The organism is Pseudomonas sp. D3-10, assembly GCF_051132175.1.
Classification (GTDB): Bacteria; Pseudomonadota; Gammaproteobacteria; order Pseudomonadales; family Pseudomonadaceae; genus Aquipseudomonas.
On the sequence record NZ_CP071669.1, the window covers coordinates 72,098 to 92,405 of the forward strand.

The following is a 20,308-nucleotide window of genomic DNA, read 5'->3' on the forward strand; positions in this document are numbered from 1 at the left end:
CTGCTTAGTCTGGCAGTGTTCCTGCTGGGCCTTAGCGCAAGCTCAGGCCGTCGAACCCAAGCCGCAATGAGAGCTGTTCGGCAACCGAAGCGCCGATCTTGCTGGCAAAGCGATCCAGGGGATTCTGTTTGCGGGTGAAATCAACGATCTTGCTCACACCTACGACTTCACGAGCCACGTAGTCAGAATCACCAAGGCGATCAACCAGCCCCAGTCCCACCGCTTGCTCGCCCGTCCATATCAGCCCCGAGTACAGATCGGGATTCTCCTTGGCTTTCAGACGATCTCCCCGACCAGCCTCTACCGAGCGAATGAATTGGTTGTGGGTTGTTTTGAGGACCCCTTCCCAGAACTTCCTCTCCTCTGGATTTTGAGGCTGGAATTGATCCAGGAAAGCCTTGTGTTCGCCGGACGTATAGGCGCGGCGTTCAACCCCAAGCTTTTGCATGAGCTCGACGTAACCGAAGCTCGCCGCGGTGACACCGATCGATCCGACCAAACTTGCCTTGTCCGCAAATATCTCATCGGCTGCGCTGGCGATGTAATAGCCACCGGAGGCACCCAGATCTGTGATGACGGCATAAACCTTCGTGTCTGGATGCAGTGCACGCAAGCGACGAACTTCATCGTAAACATGGCCCGCCTGCACGGGACTTCCGCCTGGGCTGTTGATTTCCAAAATCACAGCTTTCGTATTCTCATTTTCAAAGGCCTTGCCGAGGCTGCGCTTCAGGTTCTCAGCGCTCGCTTCCTCCCCATCCGCAATCACTCCCCTCACCTTGATTTTTGCTGTTACCGGCACATCGGCCCCAACGCCATCAAGGTCTGCCCTTCCGCCGACCACAAAAGCAGTCACGACGATCCCAAGGGTCGCGAGACGGAAAAAATTCTTCCAGCGACGTGCTGCACGCTGCTCTTTGATGCTTGCTTGCAGCGTTCGCTCCAAGACTTCGAGGCTTTGATCCATGGAATTTCCGTCAGAAAATTTATACATGGCTATTAAACACTGCGGAGAAGCAATCCAGAACAGGCAACGGGAACTTGGGATTCTCGGCGGTCGTGAGAGAAGGAGGCGGATCACTTATACGGAGAACCATTTATGCAGGTCGTCACGCCCCAAGCCCGGAATCGGGCTGGACTTACCCTCAACCTGGTCATTGGAGTTATCGGCTCACCGCAAGCGCTTTCTCGGCTGAAAGCCAAGCTCGAATTAGCTGTTGAGGACGCTTTGCAAGGGCTCTCACAAGAGGCCAGCCATGAGCTTGGAATTGAGATTGGTCGCTGGAACATCGAAACGTCCACCTCCCAACCAGAGGGCGACGGGTCGGCATCGAGCGCGCCACCCCCTGGTCATTCGGTAGAACAGCTGGAAGCCCCCCCGAAGCCAGCATTCCAGGCCTCCCTGAAGGCAGGATTATGCCTATGAGCGCCACATCCGCCGTGACACAAAACCTCGAGCACGAGCGCTTTGTGGTGCGGGATATCTCTGACCAGTATGAGGCCCCGACCTTTGACCTGATTTTCCGAGACCAGGAGCACGGAGTTGAGCGTTGCTCCGACAGCGTGTGGAGTTCGCACGAGCAAGCCTCGGTAGCAGCGGAGGCACTGGAAAAGGCGGATCGCCGTCCAGTTCACTGGGGTGTGTTGAAGAGCCTCTAAATGGAGACCCATAGAACTCAGGCGACCATTTGTGTCGCCTTTTTTTCGCGCTGTCAGCCCCCCTGACTCAATCAGCCAGGTAGCCGGCAGTATCGAGGCGACTTGGGTATTTCAGGCATGCCTATAGCGTGGCCAATGCAACGCGGCCGAAACCGAGGAGAAAAACACCGCAAACCACAAACAGCTTAGCCCGCTTTCAGGCGATAAAACCGCCTGAAATCGGGACATTCCTCAGTCAATACCTAACAAACTATCCGGCGACCAACCACCAAGGATCATCAGTATGCAATTCAACAATTTCTCATCCTCCTCCAAATCTCCCCTGGCTCTCGGCTTGATTGCCGTTTCGGCCGTTATTGGCGTGGGTCTGCTGCTGGGTTCGTTTTACACCGTCGACGAGAAAGAGCGCGCAGTAGTCCTGCGCAACGGTGCCTTTATGGAGGTGGCAGATCCAGGCCTGCATTGGAAAATCCCCTTCATCGACAGCGCCAAAGCGATCTCGATACAGAACAACGCCACCAAGTGGGACGGCTTGCAGGCGTACAGCCGTGACCAGCAGGCTGCAACGCTGTCGGTCTCGGTCAGCTGGCACGTGCCGGCAGGTGAGGTCGCGGATGTCTACAAGAGCTACGCCGATCTGGACGGCCTGCTGACAAGGGCGATCAGCCGCCATGTCCCGACACAGGTAGAAAACGTCTTCGGTCAGTACACCGCCGTCAACGCCGTACAGCAACGCGGCAAGCTGGTTGCCGATATCGCCACCGCAATCAAGGGCGCAATCAGTGGACCGGTGGTGATCGACAGTGTGCAAGTCGAGAACATCGACTTCAGTGACGCCTACGAAAAGTCGATCGAAGAACGCATGCGCGCTGAGGTTGCCGTGAAGACTCGTGAGCAGCAACTGGCCACTGAGCAGATCCAGGCGCGGATTGTCGTCACCCAGGCCCAGGCTACCGCGGATTCGGCACTGGCCGCCGCACGTGCCGAAGCGGAAAGCATCCAGCTGCGCGGCGAAGCGGAAGCAAAAGCCATCGACGCCCGCGCCCGCGCCCTGGGCAGCAACCCCGGCCTGGTCGAGCTTACCAAAGCCGAGCGCTGGAACGGCGTGCTTCCTACCACGGTACTTCCAGGCGGAACCCTGCCGTTCATCGACGCCAAGAAGTAATCCATCCTTCCACACTAGAAGCCCGCAGCCCTGACCAGCTCGCGGGCTTTTTCATTGAAAAAGGGATCTATCAATCCAGTAGTCATGCCGATGGCAACGGAGAGACAAATGCACCGAACCATACCCAGCTGCATCTTTTTATCGCGCAGCGACGCTGAAGCACACGCGCCAGGCCCCGACTGGCACCTGATATCGATATCTGATGGCCATGAAGATCAGGCCTGCATCGACGAAGCACGGTGGAAGAGCGTGAGCTACCACCACTTCATTGATGCTGGCTTTGACGAAGAAGTCATCGAGATATACGGGCCAGATTTTGAGCGGAATTACGTCGACTACTTGCTCAGCAGCAAGGCTGACGTGCTGCGGGAGCGCATCCGTGAAATTGCAGATCAAGGGGAAAATATCGCCGTCAATTGCCAGGCCGGGCGATCCCGGAGTGCCGCGGTTGCTTTGTATATCAGCAAACATCATGGGTACCAGCTGCATAAGCCGACCCCAGACGCAAACCAGTGCGTCTACCGGATGTTGGCCAACGATGTTCACCTGATGGCAGCCTACCGTGCGGCAAGAACACCAGTGGAACCAGAAGCGCCAAAGCGAAGCCTTCTTTCGGCGATCAAATCGCTGTTCTCCTGAGAGAGCAGAAGACCGCAGCGAGGCATGGTAAATTAGGCCCTGGGCAGCTTCATGGTAGAAGCTATGCTCCCAAGGCACTCCTCCCCCTCCTGTCTCGTCTGTGGTGCCGCTGAAGCTGCTCGTTTTATTACCAAAGCCCGCCAGGCTTAACCTCGGCGGGCTTTTCTTTGAGCAACGCACTGTCGCTCAACCAGCCATTGGGTTTTCGGCTAGCCGCAGTACGCTCATAGCTGAATCTTTTGTCACCCACATGCAGTCAAGGAACGGATCATGAATGTTGAAACAACGCGAGCGGCTTACATCGAAGAACGCCGGCAGACAGAAGCTGAGCGCAAGGCTCGTGCTGCCGAAAAGCTCAAGGATCACCAGTACACTTGCCTGGTGAAGCAATCCGATGTTGAAGTCTGGCGTTGCAAGGCTGAGGGCACCACCGCCTATGCCTTCGATATCATGATGACCCGGTTCGGAATCGCCGTTGTCGGCGATATCGGCGACCTGACGTTCAGTGTCGGCCTGGGCTATGGCATATCGTTCCTTGCGGGTGATGACGTCACCTACTACCTGCACACCAAGCTCAACGAGTCCCACAAAAAGCAGGTATTCAGCACAACCCTGTTCCGCCAGGTACTGGTGTCGAGCATCTGCCGGGAACTGCACGACAACTGCTCCGAGGAAATTTGGGACGCCCTGCCAGCCTGGGCGCGGGATGCGGACCTGGTTCGTGGTGAGCATTGGGGGGAGTTCCGCGCCCTGACCGTGACCAACCGCCGCGATCTGGAGAATGGCGATGATCGCTGGATGCACTGGGACGACCTCTTTGACCTCGCTGAGAACATCGGTTTCACCGAAGAGGCGCACCAGTTCATGCGCGACAATGCCGAGGTCCTGTGCCTCGGCGAAGAGTGGTACGAGCACCGGATAACGAAGACCTGCGACAGCCTTTATGCTCAGCTCTACATGATCAACCACGCGGCCAAGGCGATCATGGCTCAGGCCGATCAAGCCGCTGCTTGAGGGAAAACAAGATGATTAGGCACTCACCTTCAGATATACCTCGCTTGATTGACGGGGAGTCACCGAAACTCATCGCGTTGACTGCCACCTACGGCCTGCACGTCCTCAAGGTCACTGACTACAACTGTATTGATGAGGGTGACGAGCCAAACTGGAGCACGGCATGTAGTGAGGGCTGGGGCGTTGAACGGACTGACATCATCTGGTGGGCGTATGCGGATGAAGTCCGCGAGCTTCTGGAATTAACCCCCAACTTATCACGGAATTGAGCATGAACCGATTAACAGCAGGACTTCTATTGGGCTTGATCGCAGGCGTACCAGGAGGCGCGGCCATCCATGCGCTATACGTGCGCCAAGAGGCTCCTGTGAGCGAACCGGCGAAGGACAGCTTCAACTTTGATCGTTCCGGATCGCCGGAGGCTGCGATTGGGTTAGCCGGTGAATATGCAATGCACTCTTTCATCGTTGTTGGCGACCCGAGGATCTGGGCCGATACGGCAGCGGTGCCCATTTTGATTGCAGGTCGCAAATGTGAACTCACCATGCAGCGAGCGAAGGTCGACGCTGAAAATCGTACCGGGTGGCGGGTCACCAATCAGTCTTGCCAATAACTGAAGTGTTCAAGGAAATCACATGGGCCTGCCGACGCTAGCTGAATTGACTATGTGCCCATACTGCGGCGCAGACGAGTATTACGTGCGTTACACCTATAGCGGACAAGGGATTTATGCCCGCAGTTTTTCCGGCGATAACTCCGGCGTGGAAAATTCGGGTATGTACGACAAATTGGTGATGAAACCGGGTAACCGCGCCTTTTGCGTTGATTGTCACAAGCCGGTGGCTCAATACCACGGCGAATTTGAATGAGGCAAACGCGACCATGAGTAGCACGTATAGGAACCTGCCATGCTGAATCTCGTAACCGATCAGTGCCCAGGAGAGCCTGACTTGCTGTCTGCATTGAAGCACGCGGCTTTTGAAATCCGCTCCCTCGCCGGCGACGTGCTCAAGGCTATTGCCGCCCCAGCAGCGGGCTGGACGCATCAGCAACTGATGGCTGTTGCGCATGAGCACGAGTCAGTCACACGCGACGGCGCCGATGGCTACCTCGGCGGAGAGTGGATCGGCAGTAGCGAAATCTGACAAAGAAAAAACCCAGCCCTGAATGTGTTAAGCCGAGGCAGCACGACTCGGCCATCAGGTCTTTGGTGGCCAGGCCGTGTCTCCCTACCAGGCGATCGAGGTTGGACTTCACCTGATCGACGAACGCGCCCGGATGTGGCTCGGCACCGAGCCTGAAATTCCCCACGGAGTTTTTCCTCTGGATGGGAGGTTTTCAGACCAATACACCGGCATCAGAGTGCAAATTGATCCCCTGCCCCCTTCTGTCTATGAAATTCTGATCATGCCGCCATTTGGCATCGGCTCTCCCGAGGCTCGTTGAGTCCGGTTGGGATTTCCACCTCATGCCGTAACCTGATGGCATCTTCTGGAAAGCTCGGATCGCCTTATGTCTTACACCACCTCCACCATCAACGAACTGTTTCGTCTACGCGACAAGGTAGGCCTCTCAACAGCTTCGGGATTTAAGGCCCGTGTGCGCTTCGTGCAGCTAGCCTATCGCCATAACCTCGTGCGTGAGATCACCAGCTATCACTTGTGGGATCGGGGGTTTGAAGGACTGGGCGAGCGTACTTTCGATACCTGTTTCGAGATGGGAGACAGTCCCGAAGTTATCGCAGAACTGATCCGTGACGCCCGCGCCCATGGCTACGCCGGAAACATAGAGATGGAAGTGGGTAATCCCGACTGCTTTGCCCGTTGGTGCGGATACGCAGACCGACAGCAAGAGCTTGCGTTTTGAGGACTAGCACCAACAGCAATCCCAGCACGGCTCGCCGGGCTTTTTGTTGGCTTGGGATATCGCGTAATGGAAATAGCCTGAAAGCATCTCCCCCTCTGACAACAAGGAGTTGCCTCATGCAGTCCCCTACACTCAAGTCGAGCTATTTGCCGGAATACCTTGCATGGGTCATGTTCCTAGCCGGGGTGGCCAATGCCACGCTGATCTGGTCTGGGGTGTTCGAAGCCGCGCCTCAGGCCTTCCTGCTGCTTTTTGGCGGGCTTTTTGGCAACACTGGCATCGCCCTCCTAGGCTTCCTCATGTTGACCACCTGGTGCACTCTGGGATGGCTGCTTGCCGCACTCACCCGCTGGCTGCCCCGGCCTTGATACTCAAATGCAAATTGCATCGGTTGTCCCAGTACTCGTTCGCACGGGATGCGTGGCGCTGTGGCATCATGCAGCCTGGCAGCGATCCAGCTTTAAGGACGATTGATGGCTATTAATTTTGAACCCAAGATAGGGCAGATCTTGGAATGCAATTACGGCGATTATCAGTACGATGAAAACGGCGTCATAGTTTTCAAGAACTATGACTATCGCTTGAAGCCCGAAATGATAAAAAACCGCTTGGTTGTTGTGCTCAACGCGCGCATCGACCCAAATGCCTGCATTGTCGTGCCGCTATCGACAACAAAGGACATGGGCAAACTCAGCCGCGGGCTACACGTCGAGCTGGGGAGCGACCTGATTGACGAGCTACCGTACTTCAAGCAACAGACCAGGTGGGCCAAAGCGGACCTCGTTGAGCAGGTCAGCAAACAGCGCCTATTCAAGCCCAGGGCGATGCGTGGTCATCTTGAGCAGGTGCTATCGCGAGAGGTCGTTACCCTGATTCAGACAGCAGTGATTAAGGCCGTTAACGCCGGTGGATTGCTGAAATAGCCTAGGTCAAATGCTTACTGAATAGTTGACATAAGTGTCAGCTGACCCTATTATTTCCCACGTAGCCCTTGAGGCACTTGAGTTTTATCCCCCTAGAGGGACCTGCAAAGCCCGGTTAATCACTGGGCTTTTGCCTTTCTGAGATTCCCTCTCTCCTTCTCTACCCCCTTCCTTCAGAGGTTGCCGCTGGGCGTCACATCCCAACCAGGCAGCATCGGCTTTCTCCAACCGCACATCCTACGCTTATCAGGTAGCCACCAGCATTCCATCCCACCTGCTATGCGCTTGGGTTGTGCCTGGCAAATGGGATAATCGGAGCCTAGATTGCACTCGACCGCTCTGAAAAGGAACCCTATTCATGCGTACTCTGGTACTGCCGCTCAAAGGCGAGTATTTCGACGCAATCAAGGCCGGGATCAAGCCGGAAGAATTCCGAGCTGCCACGCCCTATTGGCGACGGCGTTTGGATGGACAGAGCTTCGACCAGATTGAGCTGACACGGGGCTATCCGAAGCGCGGAGACGACGCACGAAGACTTGTGTTGCCCTGGAAGGGCTATCGCTTGACGACGATCGTTCATCCACACTTCGGCGCAGATCCAGTCGAGGTTTTCGCCATTGATGTTTCGCGCTAAGGATGCGGTTCAGTGAATCCGATCAAGCAGCATTTCCGACTGAAAAAACCCTGTGCGAATTGCCCTTTCCTCAAGGAAGGAGCCATTCCGCTAAGCCGCGGGCGCTTGGAGGGGATTATTTCTACCCTGATCGAGGATGATCAATCTACTTTCCAGTGCCACAAGACCGTGCATTCAAAACGGGGTGGCAACTGGGACGATGAGGGGAACTATGAACCCTCGGGGCACGAGTCGATGTGCGCTGGAGCTGCGGCTTATCTCATGAAGAAAGGCAGACCGACCGTGGGTATGCGGTTCGCTTTTGCCACCGGCGATGCTTCCCCCAACGACTGGGATTCAGTGCGAGAGATCGTGATCGACTGACTTCTTGGGTTCTCATCACTTCGGGTTAGGTTCGTCCTAACGTTCCCGATAGCAGCTGATGAGCACCATGGCTAAATCAAGACACGCAAACGCAAAGACCGAATCCTCGAGCCCGGCAGAACACCGTAAAAACCTCATTCGCCTGCTCAACGCAAACAGCCATCGCCATCACTTGTGGGATGTGTTTGCGGACTTCTGCGAAATGGGCGCGCTAGCGATGAGCAACAGCGTGGACCTGGCCCAGCGTAATGAGCGTGAAAAACGCTACATGAGCGTCATTAAGAAGTATGAGCCGAGCGAGGTGCATCGGTTTCCCCAGATGCTCGCTGAACTCACCATGGCAATGGAATATGGGCCTGACGATGTGCTTGGCCAGGTATTCGGCGAGTTGGAGCTGGGGAACAGCTCAAGAGGACAGTTTTTCACCCCTTACCCAGTCTGCAAGCTCATGGCCTCACAACTCTTTGGGGATGGTGCAGATCTGCGCAAGCGACTAGATGAGCGAGGTTTTATAACGGTCAACGAACCAGCATCCGGTGCGGGAGCTATGGTGATCGCGATCGCCGAAGCGTTGGGAGACAAAGGCTTCAACTACCAGCGCTGCCTCCATGTGACTGCGCAGGATGTCGACTCCCGCGCAGTTCATATGACCTACCTCCAGCTCAGCCTTCTGCACATTCCCGCAATTCTGATCCTCGGTAACACGCTGGCGCTGGAAGAACGGGAGCTGTGGTACACGCCGGCACACGTTATGGGTCTATGGCGCGCCAGGCTAACGCGCCACCAGACCATGGCCAGCGAGATCACCAATCCTCCAGACGAAAATACTACGCCCGTCCTGTTCCGGGACTTGGCCACTCTCACTGCACCCCCCGCAACCAGTGGCCAACAAATCGCACTGTTCTGATGAGTATTGCTGGCGGAAATATCTCCGACACACCGGAGGAAGATACAACGCCCTGCTCCCGCCCAGGGCAGTAAATGCATCAACTTGAGTTGGCATTTTCTCCCGCGCTGGCATGCTTATTCCTCAAACATCATTGGAGCTCCATCTATGCGCAAGCTGTTTATCTACACCCTCGTTGGCCTCTCGTTGGCCGGCTGCGACTCGTCGCGAGATTCGGGGGCCGCAGTCGGTACCGGTGCTGTCGAACACGAGCGCACTTTGCACTACAGCAAGGCAGAAGACGGCTCGACCGTGATTCAAGCTACTCGCATCACAAACGGCCAGCTAGCAGTCGATACGGCAGCGGGGGAGGACGCGGTGCAAAGCAGGGGGGATTCATGAATCAGGTCGCATTCAAAGACTGTGGCCGTGTGAACTTTGCCAAAACGGGGCCTGGCGAGGGCGTTGTTCAAGGCATCCACACCGGGCGCGGAATGACTGCTAAATGCAAAATCCGAAACTGGGATGGTCAGTGGCATATTGTTGAAAGCAAATAACCGAAGCGAACACAAAGGAGCAATCATGGAAGTTGTTACAATCAAAAATATTAAAGAACTAGGTGATTCGCAGAAAGAAGAAATCTTGCGTATGGCCTATCGCTATAGCCAGGATTTGGTCAACCGACCAATAAGTACTACCCACCCGATGTTCGGCGTAGTTCGTGCGTGGATGCTGACTGACATCCAACTTCAACTAGACCCAGCAATTAGCCTGATGATCAATTCAGAATTAGTAATCGCTGTAAATGCCGCATCAACTATCATAGGTTTTATGACCCTAACCCGTGCTAACGACTCCGAAACTGCTTGTGGCATCAATTATATTTGCGTCGATTCAGCCCACCGCAATCAGGGAATTATGACTGCGATGATTGCCAGCCTAAAACCACGCTTCACCGACATAGCGCTGAGCTGCTTTCCAACACTCGTAGAGGCGTATGAAAAGATCGGATTCGTAATGTGCGAGGCCCAAGGGGCTCAAGTCGCTATGCGAATTGGCGGTTCCTACAATATGAACGTCATAGACCCGAACTTCCTGAACAGACAAAGTGCGGTTTCTCAAGAAGCTCAACGCTTGATTAGCGAACTTGGCGGGGATCGGGCTGTTGCTATCAACGATGAGTATGACGCTGAAACAAAGCGAATATCTCAAGAGGTTGCGTACTTCGTTGAGCAACGCAAGAACCCTTTATCCATCTAGGCGCTATCCGTTCCGAAAATGGTCTGTATGCCAACAATTCCAGCGTATCGCGAGCCTATTATGATGCCCAAATTCCTTCATCTTTCTGCAATTCATGCCCCGGTCAGCGTGAGCGCCAATGGCTATTACGCGAAGTATGGAGCAAATATTTTTGGGCGTGATTTCGTGGTTGGCGATATTCATGGTGAATTCAGCAAGCTATCGAAACTGTTATCTTCGGTAGGATTTGACGAATATGCAGACAGACTATTTTCGGTAGGTGATTTAGTTGATAGAGGGCCAGAATCACACCAAGTTGATGACTGGTTGAAGAAGCCTTGGTTCAAGTCTGTTATGGGGAATCATGACTACTGGTGTGTTGAAGGCGGACTAGATACCGAACAAGTTGGACACCGGAAGTACGGTGGAGAATGGTTTTATTCCCTTACCTCTGACGAGCAGAAGTCCATAGGGCTTGCTTTACATGGTCTACCCATCGCTATTCAGGTCGAAGGCCGCAACGGCGAAAAGTTTGGAATTGTTCATGCTGAATGCACATGCCTAAGTTGGTCGCGCTTCGAAGAGGCTCTGACAGGTGAGTTAGGCGACTCTTATAGGAACTACCATGCCACGGAAGCAATGTGGCGTAGGTCTCGACATTTAAATCAAACAACCATCCCCGTTGCTGGTATCGACAGGATCTTTGTAGGCCACACGAAAGTCGCTGCCGTTCTTGATTTAGGGAATGTTCGATATATTGATACTGGTGGTGTTTTTGAAAACGGGCTATTGACCATAGTTGAAATTGGCGGCTCAGAAGCCATCCATTCAATCTGATCAGGCAACAACCCGGCCGAGGATTCAGGCCTGCTGCCGGGTAGGCGGCTCCCCCTCTCCTCTCCTCTCCCCTACCTCACCTGGTCCAGGTACTCATGCTCTCGTCGGTCGGCCTCCTCTGCTTCCTGGAAGGGTCATTCTGCTCGATAGCAACTGTGGGCTATGGTGTGGGACGTAATATTTGGGTTTTCTAGAACCCCTTATAGGTTCTGGCCTGTAGCCGTTTTGTATGGGGATACCTTATCCTCCTACATTCCGGCGAGATCTGGCGCGATTGCAGTATCAGCGCCTGCGAACAAACGAGCCGCGAGGAATCCGTAGTGAAAAACCATGCTTCGAATGAGCACGCTCAAAGCGAGCCGATTTCTGGTGAGATTTACCACGTCACGCCAACCCGTAATCTTGAGTCCATTTTCCGTGACGGTTTACGGCCGCAGATTGGACCTCGCTCCGAACTACTCGGTGAAGCCAAGGAAATGGTCTATTTCTTTGGGTCGATGCTGGGAGTAGAAGACGCACTCAGTAACTGGCTTGGTGAAGCGCTTGATGACGAGCCTGGAGCGATTTCCGTTCTCGCCGTTGATCGCTCCGGTTTACACCTCGTTTCAGATGCGGGGTACGAGCTTGCTTGCCTGCACCTTGTCCCACCGGAGAACATTTCTCTCGCTTTTCAGGATGACGTGCCGGTGGATGAAAAGAATGGCCCGGTGACCGAGGGCACCTCATGAGCAAACTGACCCCTAAGTTCGTCAAGGATATCGACCAGCCCGGCTCCTACCAGGACGGCCGAGGGTTGATTCTTCGTGTGTCAGCTACCCTGCGGAAAAGTTGGGTCTTTCGCTATATGCTGGCGAAGCAACGGCACGATCTAGCCCTGGGGACCTTCCCTGCCTTGAGCCTCAGAGACGCGCGGCTGGAGGCTGACAAATACCGGCTCGATATCGCACGTGGCGTCGATCCAGCCGCTGAGCGTGCGAAGGTCAAAGCTGCCAAAGCCTCACGAACCACAACGAGCCACACGTTTCGGGCTTCGGCAGAAAGGTACATCCGCACGCATTCATCAAGCTGGTCTAAGAAGCATCACCAGCAATGGCAAAATTCACTCACGAAGCATGTCTACCCTGCCATAGGCGGATTTCGGATAGCCGAGGTCGACACGGACGATATCCTGGATGTGCTGACGCCGATCTGGAGCAAGATCCCCGTCACGGCGAACCGCGTCCGGAATCGCATAGAGCTCGTGCTCGATGCAGCGAAGGCACTGAAGCTTCGGCAAGGTGAAAACCCCGCACGGTGGCGTGGTCATCTCGACAAGCTCTTGCCCAAGCAATCGCATACGGTAGTCCCCTTCCCGTCTCCGACACCTTTACGCACTGCCGAGCTGTTGGCCAGGCTCGATTCCCTGGATGGGTCAGCAGCTCGTGCTGTTGAATTCGCAATTCTGACTGCGACCCGTAACCAAGAGGTGAGCGGGGCCCAGTGGCCGGAAATAGATTGGGAGGAGAAAATCTGGTACATCCCAGCAGAACGCATGAAAGCGGGCAAGGCTCATCGGGTACCCCTTACGGAGCAAATGCTCGAGGTGCTACGGCAGCAGGTCGGAAAGCATGACAAATGGATATTTCTCAACTCCTGGCGAACAGGCCCTATTCCCGGCAATGCCATGGCAAGGGTGCTCGATCAGCTCCAGGTCGATGGCGTCGTACCGCATGGGTTCAGATCTACTTTTCGGACGTGGGCCGCGGAAGAAACCGATCACCAGCGAGAGGTTTGCGAAATGGCTCTCGCGCATACCCTCAACAGTAAGGTTGAAGCAGCATATAACCGAGGTGACTTGCTGGATAAGCGTCGCGCCCTGATGAAGGATTGGGGGGACTTTCTTATCGCCAACGCTCCTCAGGTGCAAGGTGAGGTATCGGATCTGGTTTCGGAGCTTGCCCCTGATGCTGGGTCACATCTGGCCAAGGTTCTGCCGGCCGCTTGACCACCGAGGTGAGGGCGCTCTGTCAGAAGCGCCCGAATAACAACCAATTTTGCCTGAACTGTGCCCCCCTCCCTCGCAGTTCCTATAATTCATAGGTGAGATCAGAATGGAAGTTTCTGCTCCACTACCATAGCTGTGGCGGTGTACTTCCTGCCGATCCGGAATGTGTCTCCCATAGTCGTGATAGTACGACCACGAAGATCGGTCGCTTTCTTGCCCTCAGCCAGGAAGCGCATGGCATCGGCAATCCGGTGCGCGAGCTTGCCGATCGCCTGGTTGTATCGGTCAGCACTACGACCGATCTCCAGGGCAGCATCCAAGGTTGCACCGTGCAACAGGGCGTCGGCCACCCACTCACCGACCTCTTTAGCCGTGTCGTGATCGTTCTTGCGGTCTGCGACCTTACCGAGCAGATAGAACAGAAAATCGTCGTCACGGTTCGCCGCCCACCCGTTGATGAAGTGGCACTCCATCTGGAACACGTCGAACAACAAGTAGAGGGTGCCATCCGACAGCATGGACAGTTCTGGGTAGAGAGCTCGCAGCTGCGGGAATTCTTCCTCACCGTACTCCGGCACCTCATCCGTCGGGTCGTTCAGCGTTTCCAGGCGCAGGCCGGCAGCCTGGGCCCAGACCTCTGCAGCTCGTTCTTGAGCATGCTTGGCGGCATGAGCGATATCGCCACGCCACTTCGCTTCAGTTTCCTTCACGGCGTTGAACATCACCTCCGAGACTGGCTCAAAGCCCGCCTCGAACTCGACGTTACCCAGCGCCGTGTAGACCCAGCCTTCAGCCGCCGGCCCTTCGGGGATTTCAGGCCGGGCCGGCAGCAGCGCCAGATCCAGGGGATCGCGCAGAGTCATCGGCTGCCCGCGATAGGTGAAGTCACCACTACCAGGGAGAACACCACCCACCAGTAGGTTGGCGAACGCGGCTTTCACGTCGCCCTCCTCCTGCAAATCCCCCGGCAGTCGAGCATTGAAGGGGCGGTGCAGGATTAAGCGGCCAGTCGCCCGAGATTCAAGGGTGGCTGTGTCCATCGCCGCAAGAGTTTCCGTTTGGTAGGGAACCGGCACTACTCCCCAGGCCTCGACGGCTTCCTTGGCAGAAACAGTTGCTTCGGCAATCAAGCTGCGGGCCATCTCTTGCAGCTGTGCATGCGGCTGCTCCTTCTGGCGCTCTTTCACCAGGTGCACCAGCTTGTCGAAGACGAATACCTTCCCGTCATTGACCAGGTAGGTTGCATTCGGGACGCCAGACACCTTTCGCAACTCTTCCTTCAGCGTGTCATTCAGGCCCCCGAAAAAATTGCTGTACTCGTCCACGACCAGCATCCGCGGCGGCTCAGTTTTATCGTTTTTGTCGTCAGACATGACTCATTTCCTTTCCAGTGCCTCAATAGGCATAAACGGTGACCAGTCACTCGCCGAGCAACAATTCATTCGCTGGCTTGGCCGAAAGAGGTGCCTCGAATATTGTTGGCTTCGTCGCAGATCCGGGCCACCTCCAGCATCGCTTTCAGCGCTCGCTCCTCCGTCTCCCTCGTGGCGAATGCAATCATGAACCCATGCAGCAGGCCGGCGAGCATTGCCCCACTGTCCGCAACGTTACGGTTCCCTGCCACGGCGGAAAATTGCTCCAGGAGGGGAGCAGGTGCCTTCAGAAGGAATTCCTGGCCGAGGGATTTTCCGATACTTGCCGCATGGACACACTGGTGAGCCAAGGCTTCTTCAGGCGACATCGGTGTACCGTCATAATGCTCGAATGACGCCTTTACATGGTTGCGACCGTGCATCCCGGCGGCGATGCTTTCAGCTCCCTGGCGGATCTTCTCAACTGCAATACTGGCTATGCTGAAGTCTGTTTGCGCTTCATCCATAACCGCGGCCAACAGGCGTTCATCGACATTTTCAGTGCTATCCATTTGATCCTCCGTTGATAAATATTTACCTCCATTTCAAGTTCGCATTCAATTGAAAAAACCCAAGCTCCCGGTGGCCAAACCTAACTCACAAAAAAGGCCGGGTTCACCGGCCGTTTATTTTAGAAGATCCGCGGTAGCGCAAACTCACTGGGTTCGCCATGTCTCGACTACAGCAGCGCCATGCTCTTGCTTCCACTCCTTGAGCGTCTTGTGGTTGCCGCCCTTGGTCTTAGCGAGCTCACCCGTGTTGGGGTTGCGGTAGACCTTGACTGCTCGTTGCGCACGAGGTTTGCCAGGCTGATGGGTAATTTGCTTTCGATAGTCCGGGTCAAGAATCGCGATGATGTCGCGCAGGCTCTTGCCATACTCAGACATCAAGGCCCGTAGCTTTTTCTCGAACTCCATCTCTTTCAAAAGGGCTTCATTTCCGCTCAACTTCTCCAGTCGGTCCTGAAGCTCCTTGATGGCTTCCTCTGTGGCTCGGTACTCGGTGATGAGGGACATCTTGTCTCCTTGGTTTGAGTTTCATGGCCCTGAGCCGTGACGGTGCGCGCCAGGCTTGCTAGGGCTGCTGGTTAGATCATGCCTGCCGATGCAAGGAATGCATAGCCCGCAAGGAATCCGGCGGAAGGCCAGAATGCGTAAAATTGAATGTCTACGAACAGTTTCTTGTTCATGGCGTCCAGGAGGGCTAAGCCTCCTCCTCCAAACGGTTGATTTCGGCAATTACGCCCTGCATGTTTTCGATCGCACTTTCGGCGGCTTCCCGGGCCTTGCCGAACAGTGATTCCTTACCTTCAAGCAGGGAGTCGAGGCGGTTGTTCTCGCGCCGGAGCTGCTTCGCAATGGAATCAAAGTCTTCACCCTCGGGAGGTTTCTTGCCCTGGAGCTTGAGTTCCATGGCTTCGGACTGCTTTAACATTAGATCGCGAACGACAGTACGCTGAGTCGCACTTTGCTCGTCGAAGCCATTGATGCTTTCGAAAACCTTCACGGCTGCTTTCACACTGGACAAGGCTTTGGTGCCAACTTCGGACTTCCCTGCCTTGGTTTGAGTGGCTGCCTGTTGAGTATTCACGCCAGGTGCAACATTGCTGCTCGAGGGAGCGCTGCTACCACCAGCCTGGCCGCCGCCGGCCTCGGCCGTGTTTTCTTCGGTACAACCTTCAGTCATCTGATGAGAAATACTCGCCGTACCCTCCTGGGCCTTGTTCGTAGCATCTGCATCATCAGCGGAAGGGATGGACGCAGAGCCACCCTCGCCACCGAAGAGGTTCGGGCCAAAATCCATTACGGTGTCGTCCTGAGTTGTTTGCATGCGGGGTACTCCTTTTCTGTTCGGGCTTTAACCTATGAAATCACCCTTCCAGAAAATCCCAACACTCATGTCTCCTCAGCATATCGGGCCTGCATTTTTGCCTTCACCCGATTTTCTAGCCTCTTGGCTACGTCCACAACGAATGCAAGGAACTGAAGATCCAGGCCCTCTTCAACCTCATTCATGATGTCGTCGGCAACGCCCTCAGCTTCTCGGCCAAATTGCATTCCAGCATCAGCCATTTCGAACAGGAGCTGAGCCGCCGGCTTACTCTCATAGGTATAGAAAACGTCCGATTCTTGCTCAATCGCGGCTATTTGGTTTGCCAGTGCATCAGGTGCTGATGCGCCATCTTCATTTTCATCATCGTCAAGCGGTACTGGCGGAGGGAGGAGACCATTTTTATCTGAGGGCGGAAGTGGCTTATTAGACATCGCAGGTTTCGATCTGCCCTCCTCCCTCATGTCCTTCGCGGCCTTACGAATTGCCTTAGGCCCGCGACTACACAGTTCTTGCTGTGTTTTTTTTTCCAGCTTAGCCACCTGCTCCGCTGCGGATACGCTCACTTCGCCGGCCTTGACAGCATCTAGCAGCTCCGGTGTGCCGTCTCGGACAACCTTGCACGCAGAAGACACAGAGCGCGGACTGATACCCAGGACCTTGGCCGCCTCCTCAATCGCCATCTTCGCCGCTTCCAACTCCTGCCCCGCTGCTTTCTCCAGGTCGACAGTGATAGCGCTGCTCCCGCGCAGTGAGGACAGCTCGGCAGCGATCAATGCCCGTTGAGCCACAGTGAGCTGCCGTCGATAGAGGTTCAGAGAGAGGACATACCCCAGAGCATCATCCCCTGTGTATTCCTCTGTTCGGGGTTCGATCATCAGATCCTTGCAAACGCGATATCGGTTACGCCCATCAAGGATCTTTCCTTCATAGAGAACGATCGTGGCACGCTGTCCGTTGACATCAATATCTTCAAGCAGGGCTTCGTAGTCATCTCCGATGATTAACGGAAATAGCTGAGCGTAATCGTGAAACTCAAGATCATAGCTTTGCATAAGCAGCTTCTCGTTCCTGTTTTATCCAAGAACGATACGTCGAAGAAACGAACAAATGACGCTTTTTCAGGTCGTTTTTACGTCTGAATTCGCGACCATTGTTGCTATCCTAGGCTCAATATTCACTCAAAAAAAACCCTGCCGTATAAGCAGGGATTGGTGTTCTAGAGAAGCCAAGACAATAAATTAAATCTAAATTAAATCTTCTCTTGAAGTTGGCTTATTAGTTCTTCGAGTGCTGCTTGATCCGGTTTTGTGTCAACGAACCTAAGCGACTTGTCTGAAAGGACTTCCATGACACCCCATTTCAATTCATGCAAATCCTGGCCCGGCTCTGGTGGCGTTTCCCAGTAGGGAAAGCTTCTGACTACATGGGGGGGCATCTTTGTGATCATGGCTGAATCTCGGTATTTTCTGTAAGTCAAAGGCTGCATGCTATCAGTGTATAAATATACAGTTCCGCATCAGTACACAAAAACGGCGTCAAAAGGTCGTCATTTTTCCGCTCGTAAACGGGTAGCAGAACGGCAAAAACCTATAAAAAGTTGTCTCATAGCACAGCATAAGCTAGGGCCATGTCTACAGCAAACATCAGGCCATCACCGACCATTTAAGGCGTAATTAGTTTCACTAAATTGATGCTTTGAGCTATAGCTCGCCGTAGCTCGATCCTTTACAAACCAGGAAAATGCAGGCTGGTGAAAGCATAGATTACTGCGGGGGTCTTTGTAGATCATTTCCCGACCGGGAGTCGGGGATGCTTCGGGACAGCCTTCTTTGAGCTTCCCTGCTAGGCCTGCGGCCTCCTGGCCTATTCTCTACGCGCACTAAACTAACAAAGTAACGAGTGAGCTGGAGGGTCAATTGCGATTCGTGCAAAAGGATGCGCTTGTGCGATTCCCTGAGGTCAACTTCACTCGCCCAGTCTCGGAGCAAGGCACCGATGCTGGTTCACCCGCACTCGCTCACTGACACCTTTGGCCCAAGCCAACCTTGCCTGCGCACCTCGTCCATCGCCGCTTCCAACTCAGGGATCGAGGATATGTCGCAAGAAACCGTTGGTTTTTTTCCTTTGCGGTCTGTGGGCAACTGCAATATCACCTGTTCAGGATCGCTCAGTGACACCTGGAACTTTACGCTCGGAAGCCCGCTGAAGGTGATGCTCGCCTTCGTTTGGTTCACCTCGGCTGAGGCCTGTCGCACCTCCCCTTCATGCTCATACGCCAGCGAGATACGGTGTTTGGTTGAATTGCTCATAGATAATCCCTGGAGCTTGATCTACGCAAATTTGCGTAACGCTTAATGCTTTGTTCTGAGCCCGCGCTTCACCGCGGATGAACCGATCTTCGCTGCTCAACATGTGAATCCGAGCCGGGGCTGAACACTTCAGCCAGTGCTCTGAAATTACCGAAAACAGCTCAATACGGCTCAAGCCATGCAGGTGCTCAGGCTCAATCTTTGACAGCTGTGCGAGAGCGGTGAATCGTGTCTGCGGTTGCACCACTCTGTGTTCTGGTTGCGCGACTCCGGTTGCCATATGTCCTTATCTCGTAGTCTAAAAACCATATTCTGTCATGGCACATCGCCTTCGTGTGCACGTTTTCTAACCTGTTTTGCGTCTGAAATATATAGTTACAAAGTAAATGTGAATCATTCGCTCTCAATCAAAGAACGGTCAATTGTCTTTAAAAAGGCCTCGAACTGCTCCGCAATCAGTTTCGCGTCGACACTTTTCTCACAACGAAGCTCGACTTTTTTTCCTTCTACGCGAACCCGTCCAATACCACTGATCTCAGTATCGGTGAATTTGCTGGACGAGTTTTGCTGGGTCCGTGAAGCAATTTCCTTGGCTAGCCAACGCAGAGCGTGTTCTTGTGTCCATTGCTCATCACGCATAGCCGTCACGGCTCGCAGAAGTAGTTCGGGCTCTTTGCTGCTGAATTCAATAAAATCCTTTGCCCGCTTCCCACCGATGAGTCCTGGATTCGTGTCCAGAATGGCTTTCACTTCATTAGGCAGGTCCATCAGCAATAGGCATCTACTCACTATCGAGTGATTGACTCCTAACCGGCGGCCCAGCGCCCTGACAGATGGTTCACCACCAGAATCCAAAATTTTTGCGTAAGATTTACCTCGCTCGTACTCCGTGAGCGCTTCTTGGCCTTCGTTGTCCGTCAGCGCAAGGATCTGCGCCAAAGCGTCGTCCATTTCACGGACGTATGACGTAATGGTCTCCCTTCCGAGCAATTTGTGAGCACGCCATCTGCGCTCACCGCCGACCAGCTCATAAATGCCATCACCTATCGGCCTGACAGTGACGGGCTTGGCCAAGCCAACAGAAGCGATCGAATTTGCAAGGTCTTCGATAGCTGCCTCGCTGAATGCCAGACGTGGCTGGTATGGCGATACCCGTATATTGCTGGTGCTGATTTCAGCTATGACACCGTTTGCGGCTCCCGCTTCAAGAGCCTTGCCGGAGACTTTAGCCTGGCTATTCTCGCCCTCGATGCCTGCTACCGCTTGCTCAGCAACAGCCTCATTAACCTGTTGCTGAGCAAGCATTTCCCTAACCGAAACTCTTAGATTGGGTTCCGGCAACTCCGCCGGCGTCCTTTTGACGCCAGACATCCAGGTAGGCGCATCTTTTGGCTTTCCTGGAAAATCCTCTGACTTAGCCATAATTTCTCCGTCAATTAACCGCTGTAACGTGGAGCGCATCCAATCTCTTGGGCCTGCTGAAGATCTCAAGTGGTGCTCGGAGCACCAGTGAAGTTCAGCAGACTGGTGCTGCTCCGAGCACCA

The 20,308-nt window shown here is 54.4% G+C and carries 27 protein-coding genes; 19 read left to right on the top strand and 8 right to left on the bottom strand.

Features of this window, described 5'->3' with window-relative positions; translation table 11 throughout:
- Window positions 1-31: 31 nt before the first annotated feature.
- Window positions 32-967 (bottom strand): signal peptide peptidase SppA, encoded by a 936-nt coding sequence (sppA, locus tag J3P90_RS26545; RefSeq protein ID WP_169859603.1) that lies wholly within the window; start codon window positions 965-967, stop codon window positions 32-34.
- Window positions 968-1,422: 455 nt separating this feature from the next.
- On the opposite strand from sppA, the gene J3P90_RS26550 reads away from it, so the two are divergent.
- The 19 genes from J3P90_RS26550 to J3P90_RS26640 all read left to right on the top strand — a co-directional run bounded on the left by J3P90_RS26550 (window position 1,423) and on the right by J3P90_RS26640 (window position 13,209).
- Window positions 1,423-1,659, top strand: a complete 237-nt coding sequence (locus tag J3P90_RS26550; protein WP_020190244.1) for a hypothetical protein — start codon at window positions 1,423-1,425, stop codon at window positions 1,657-1,659.
- A gap of 283 nt (window positions 1,660-1,942) precedes the next feature.
- Window positions 1,943-2,824, top strand: a complete 882-nt coding sequence (locus J3P90_RS26555) for a prohibitin family protein (protein WP_011077945.1) — start codon at window positions 1,943-1,945, stop codon at window positions 2,822-2,824.
- Window positions 2,825-2,932: 108 nt separating this feature from the next.
- Window positions 2,933-3,463: a hypothetical protein gene (locus J3P90_RS26560; protein WP_434676612.1), complete on the top strand. Its 531-nt coding sequence runs from the start codon at window positions 2,933-2,935 to the stop codon at window positions 3,461-3,463.
- A 270-nt stretch (window positions 3,464-3,733) separates the two neighbouring features.
- Window positions 3,734-4,477 (top strand): hypothetical protein, encoded by a 744-nt coding sequence (locus J3P90_RS26565; protein WP_434676613.1) that lies wholly within the window; start codon window positions 3,734-3,736, stop codon window positions 4,475-4,477.
- 271 nt (window positions 4,478-4,748) lie between these two features.
- Complete coding sequence (locus tag J3P90_RS26570) at window positions 4,749-5,090, top strand: hypothetical protein (protein ID WP_016974347.1); 342 nt, start codon at window positions 4,749-4,751, stop codon at window positions 5,088-5,090.
- Between the two features lie 22 nt (window positions 5,091-5,112).
- Complete coding sequence (locus tag J3P90_RS26575; RefSeq protein WP_434676614.1) at window positions 5,113-5,346, top strand: hypothetical protein; 234 nt, start codon at window positions 5,113-5,115, stop codon at window positions 5,344-5,346.
- Between the two features lie 39 nt (window positions 5,347-5,385).
- Complete coding sequence (locus J3P90_RS26580; RefSeq protein ID WP_434676615.1) at window positions 5,386-5,622, top strand: hypothetical protein; 237 nt, start codon at window positions 5,386-5,388, stop codon at window positions 5,620-5,622.
- Window positions 5,623-5,698: 76 nt separating this feature from the next.
- Entirely contained in the window at window positions 5,699-5,923 is a 225-nt protein-coding gene (locus J3P90_RS26585) for a hypothetical protein (RefSeq protein ID WP_434676616.1), read from the top strand.
- A gap of 66 nt (window positions 5,924-5,989) precedes the next feature.
- Window positions 5,990-6,343, top strand: coding sequence for a hypothetical protein (locus J3P90_RS26590; RefSeq protein WP_011077937.1), 354 nt, complete (start codon window positions 5,990-5,992; stop codon window positions 6,341-6,343).
- A 116-nt stretch (window positions 6,344-6,459) separates the two neighbouring features.
- A complete protein-coding gene (locus tag J3P90_RS26595) occupies window positions 6,460-6,711 on the top strand; it encodes a hypothetical protein (protein WP_028622361.1) in 252 nt (83 codons plus the stop codon).
- A 105-nt stretch (window positions 6,712-6,816) separates the two neighbouring features.
- Window positions 6,817-7,266 (top strand): type II toxin-antitoxin system PemK/MazF family toxin, encoded by a 450-nt coding sequence (locus J3P90_RS26600; protein WP_011077935.1) that lies wholly within the window; start codon window positions 6,817-6,819, stop codon window positions 7,264-7,266.
- A gap of 358 nt (window positions 7,267-7,624) precedes the next feature.
- Complete coding sequence (locus J3P90_RS26605; protein ID WP_011077934.1) at window positions 7,625-7,900, top strand: hypothetical protein; 276 nt, start codon at window positions 7,625-7,627, stop codon at window positions 7,898-7,900.
- 12 nt (window positions 7,901-7,912) lie between these two features.
- The gene (locus J3P90_RS26610) at window positions 7,913-8,263 is read left to right on the top strand and encodes a hypothetical protein (RefSeq protein WP_011077933.1); all 351 of its coding nucleotides are present in this window, start codon (window positions 7,913-7,915) and stop codon (window positions 8,261-8,263) included.
- 58 nt (window positions 8,264-8,321) lie between these two features.
- Complete coding sequence (locus J3P90_RS26615; RefSeq protein WP_016502330.1) at window positions 8,322-9,170, top strand: N-6 DNA methylase; 849 nt, start codon at window positions 8,322-8,324, stop codon at window positions 9,168-9,170.
- 377 nt (window positions 9,171-9,547) lie between these two features.
- Window positions 9,548-9,706 (top strand): hypothetical protein, encoded by a 159-nt coding sequence (locus J3P90_RS26620; protein WP_434676617.1) that lies wholly within the window; start codon window positions 9,548-9,550, stop codon window positions 9,704-9,706.
- 25 nt (window positions 9,707-9,731) lie between these two features.
- On the top strand, window positions 9,732-10,409 hold the full coding sequence (locus tag J3P90_RS26625) for a GNAT family N-acetyltransferase (RefSeq protein WP_278917279.1): 678 nt from the start codon (window positions 9,732-9,734) through the stop codon (window positions 10,407-10,409).
- Window positions 10,410-10,469: 60 nt separating this feature from the next.
- Window positions 10,470-11,225, top strand: coding sequence for a metallophosphoesterase (locus J3P90_RS26630; protein WP_434676618.1), 756 nt, complete (start codon window positions 10,470-10,472; stop codon window positions 11,223-11,225).
- Between the two features lie 320 nt (window positions 11,226-11,545).
- The gene (locus tag J3P90_RS26635; protein WP_434676619.1) at window positions 11,546-11,953 is read left to right on the top strand and encodes a hypothetical protein; all 408 of its coding nucleotides are present in this window, start codon (window positions 11,546-11,548) and stop codon (window positions 11,951-11,953) included.
- Window positions 11,950-13,209, top strand: a complete 1,260-nt coding sequence (locus J3P90_RS26640; RefSeq protein ID WP_434676620.1) for a tyrosine-type recombinase/integrase — start codon at window positions 11,950-11,952, stop codon at window positions 13,207-13,209. The genes J3P90_RS26635 and J3P90_RS26640 overlap by 4 nt, the downstream gene beginning before the upstream one ends.
- Window positions 13,210-13,310: 101 nt before the next feature.
- On the opposite strand, the gene J3P90_RS26645 is transcribed toward J3P90_RS26640, so the two are convergent.
- The 7 genes from J3P90_RS26645 to J3P90_RS26675 form a co-directional block, all read right to left on the bottom strand.
- The gene (locus J3P90_RS26645; protein WP_434676621.1) at window positions 13,311-14,582 is read right to left on the bottom strand and encodes a hypothetical protein; all 1,272 of its coding nucleotides are present in this window, start codon (window positions 14,580-14,582) and stop codon (window positions 13,311-13,313) included.
- 65 nt (window positions 14,583-14,647) lie between these two features.
- Complete coding sequence (locus tag J3P90_RS26650) at window positions 14,648-15,133, bottom strand: hypothetical protein (protein ID WP_011600731.1); 486 nt, start codon at window positions 15,131-15,133, stop codon at window positions 14,648-14,650.
- Window positions 15,134-15,277: 144 nt separating this feature from the next.
- Complete coding sequence (locus tag J3P90_RS26655) at window positions 15,278-15,637, bottom strand: histone-like nucleoid-structuring protein, MvaT/MvaU family (protein ID WP_434676622.1); 360 nt, start codon at window positions 15,635-15,637, stop codon at window positions 15,278-15,280.
- 187 nt (window positions 15,638-15,824) lie between these two features.
- Complete coding sequence (locus tag J3P90_RS26660; protein ID WP_434676623.1) at window positions 15,825-16,451, bottom strand: hypothetical protein; 627 nt, start codon at window positions 16,449-16,451, stop codon at window positions 15,825-15,827.
- A gap of 65 nt (window positions 16,452-16,516) precedes the next feature.
- Window positions 16,517-17,506 carry a hypothetical protein gene (locus tag J3P90_RS26665; RefSeq protein ID WP_434676624.1) on the bottom strand — a complete coding sequence of 330 codons (990 nt, stop codon included), beginning with the start codon at window positions 17,504-17,506 and terminating at the stop codon, window positions 16,517-16,519.
- A gap of 951 nt (window positions 17,507-18,457) precedes the next feature.
- Window positions 18,458-18,763, bottom strand: coding sequence for a hypothetical protein (locus J3P90_RS26670; RefSeq protein WP_011077920.1), 306 nt, complete (start codon window positions 18,761-18,763; stop codon window positions 18,458-18,460).
- Window positions 18,764-19,156: 393 nt separating this feature from the next.
- On the bottom strand, window positions 19,157-20,185 hold the full coding sequence (locus J3P90_RS26675) for a ParB/RepB/Spo0J family partition protein (RefSeq protein ID WP_434676625.1): 1,029 nt from the start codon (window positions 20,183-20,185) through the stop codon (window positions 19,157-19,159).
- Window positions 20,186-20,308 lie beyond the last annotated feature (123 nt).

Excerpts from the sequence above, each read along its gene's own strand:
- sppA (WP_169859603.1), bottom strand. The coding sequence starts at position 967 with ATGGATCAAAGCCTCGAAGTCTTGGAGCGAACGCTGCAAGCAAGCATC.
- J3P90_RS26550 (WP_020190244.1), top strand. The coding sequence starts at position 1,423 with ATGAGCGCCACATCCGCCGTGACACAAAACCTCGAGCACGAGCGCTTT.
- J3P90_RS26555 (WP_011077945.1), top strand. The coding sequence starts at position 1,943 with ATGCAATTCAACAATTTCTCATCCTCCTCCAAATCTCCCCTGGCTCTC.
- J3P90_RS26560 (WP_434676612.1), top strand. The coding sequence starts at position 2,933 with ATGCACCGAACCATACCCAGCTGCATCTTTTTATCGCGCAGCGACGCT.
- J3P90_RS26565 (WP_434676613.1), top strand. The coding sequence starts at position 3,734 with ATGAATGTTGAAACAACGCGAGCGGCTTACATCGAAGAACGCCGGCAG.
- J3P90_RS26570 (WP_016974347.1), top strand. The coding sequence starts at position 4,749 with ATGAACCGATTAACAGCAGGACTTCTATTGGGCTTGATCGCAGGCGTA.
- J3P90_RS26575 (WP_434676614.1), top strand. The coding sequence starts at position 5,113 with ATGGGCCTGCCGACGCTAGCTGAATTGACTATGTGCCCATACTGCGGC.
- J3P90_RS26580 (WP_434676615.1), top strand. The coding sequence starts at position 5,386 with ATGCTGAATCTCGTAACCGATCAGTGCCCAGGAGAGCCTGACTTGCTG.
- J3P90_RS26590 (WP_011077937.1), top strand. The coding sequence starts at position 5,990 with ATGTCTTACACCACCTCCACCATCAACGAACTGTTTCGTCTACGCGAC.
- J3P90_RS26595 (WP_028622361.1), top strand. The coding sequence starts at position 6,460 with ATGCAGTCCCCTACACTCAAGTCGAGCTATTTGCCGGAATACCTTGCA.
- J3P90_RS26600 (WP_011077935.1), top strand. The coding sequence starts at position 6,817 with ATGGCTATTAATTTTGAACCCAAGATAGGGCAGATCTTGGAATGCAAT.
- J3P90_RS26605 (WP_011077934.1), top strand. The coding sequence starts at position 7,625 with ATGCGTACTCTGGTACTGCCGCTCAAAGGCGAGTATTTCGACGCAATC.
- J3P90_RS26615 (WP_016502330.1), top strand. The coding sequence starts at position 8,322 with ATGAGCACCATGGCTAAATCAAGACACGCAAACGCAAAGACCGAATCC.
- J3P90_RS26620 (WP_434676617.1), top strand. The coding sequence starts at position 9,548 with ATGAATCAGGTCGCATTCAAAGACTGTGGCCGTGTGAACTTTGCCAAA.
- J3P90_RS26625 (WP_278917279.1), top strand. The coding sequence starts at position 9,732 with ATGGAAGTTGTTACAATCAAAAATATTAAAGAACTAGGTGATTCGCAG.
- J3P90_RS26630 (WP_434676618.1), top strand. The coding sequence starts at position 10,470 with ATGATGCCCAAATTCCTTCATCTTTCTGCAATTCATGCCCCGGTCAGC.
- J3P90_RS26640 (WP_434676620.1), top strand. The coding sequence starts at position 11,950 with ATGAGCAAACTGACCCCTAAGTTCGTCAAGGATATCGACCAGCCCGGC.
- J3P90_RS26645 (WP_434676621.1), bottom strand. The coding sequence starts at position 14,582 with ATGTCTGACGACAAAAACGATAAAACTGAGCCGCCGCGGATGCTGGTC.
- J3P90_RS26650 (WP_011600731.1), bottom strand. The coding sequence starts at position 15,133 with ATGGATAGCACTGAAAATGTCGATGAACGCCTGTTGGCCGCGGTTATG.
- J3P90_RS26655 (WP_434676622.1), bottom strand. The coding sequence starts at position 15,637 with ATGTCCCTCATCACCGAGTACCGAGCCACAGAGGAAGCCATCAAGGAG.
- J3P90_RS26660 (WP_434676623.1), bottom strand. The coding sequence starts at position 16,451 with ATGCAAACAACTCAGGACGACACCGTAATGGATTTTGGCCCGAACCTC.
- J3P90_RS26665 (WP_434676624.1), bottom strand. The coding sequence starts at position 17,506 with ATGCAAAGCTATGATCTTGAGTTTCACGATTACGCTCAGCTATTTCCG.
- J3P90_RS26670 (WP_011077920.1), bottom strand. The coding sequence starts at position 18,763 with ATGAGCAATTCAACCAAACACCGTATCTCGCTGGCGTATGAGCATGAA.
- J3P90_RS26675 (WP_434676625.1), bottom strand. The coding sequence starts at position 20,185 with ATGGCTAAGTCAGAGGATTTTCCAGGAAAGCCAAAAGATGCGCCTACC.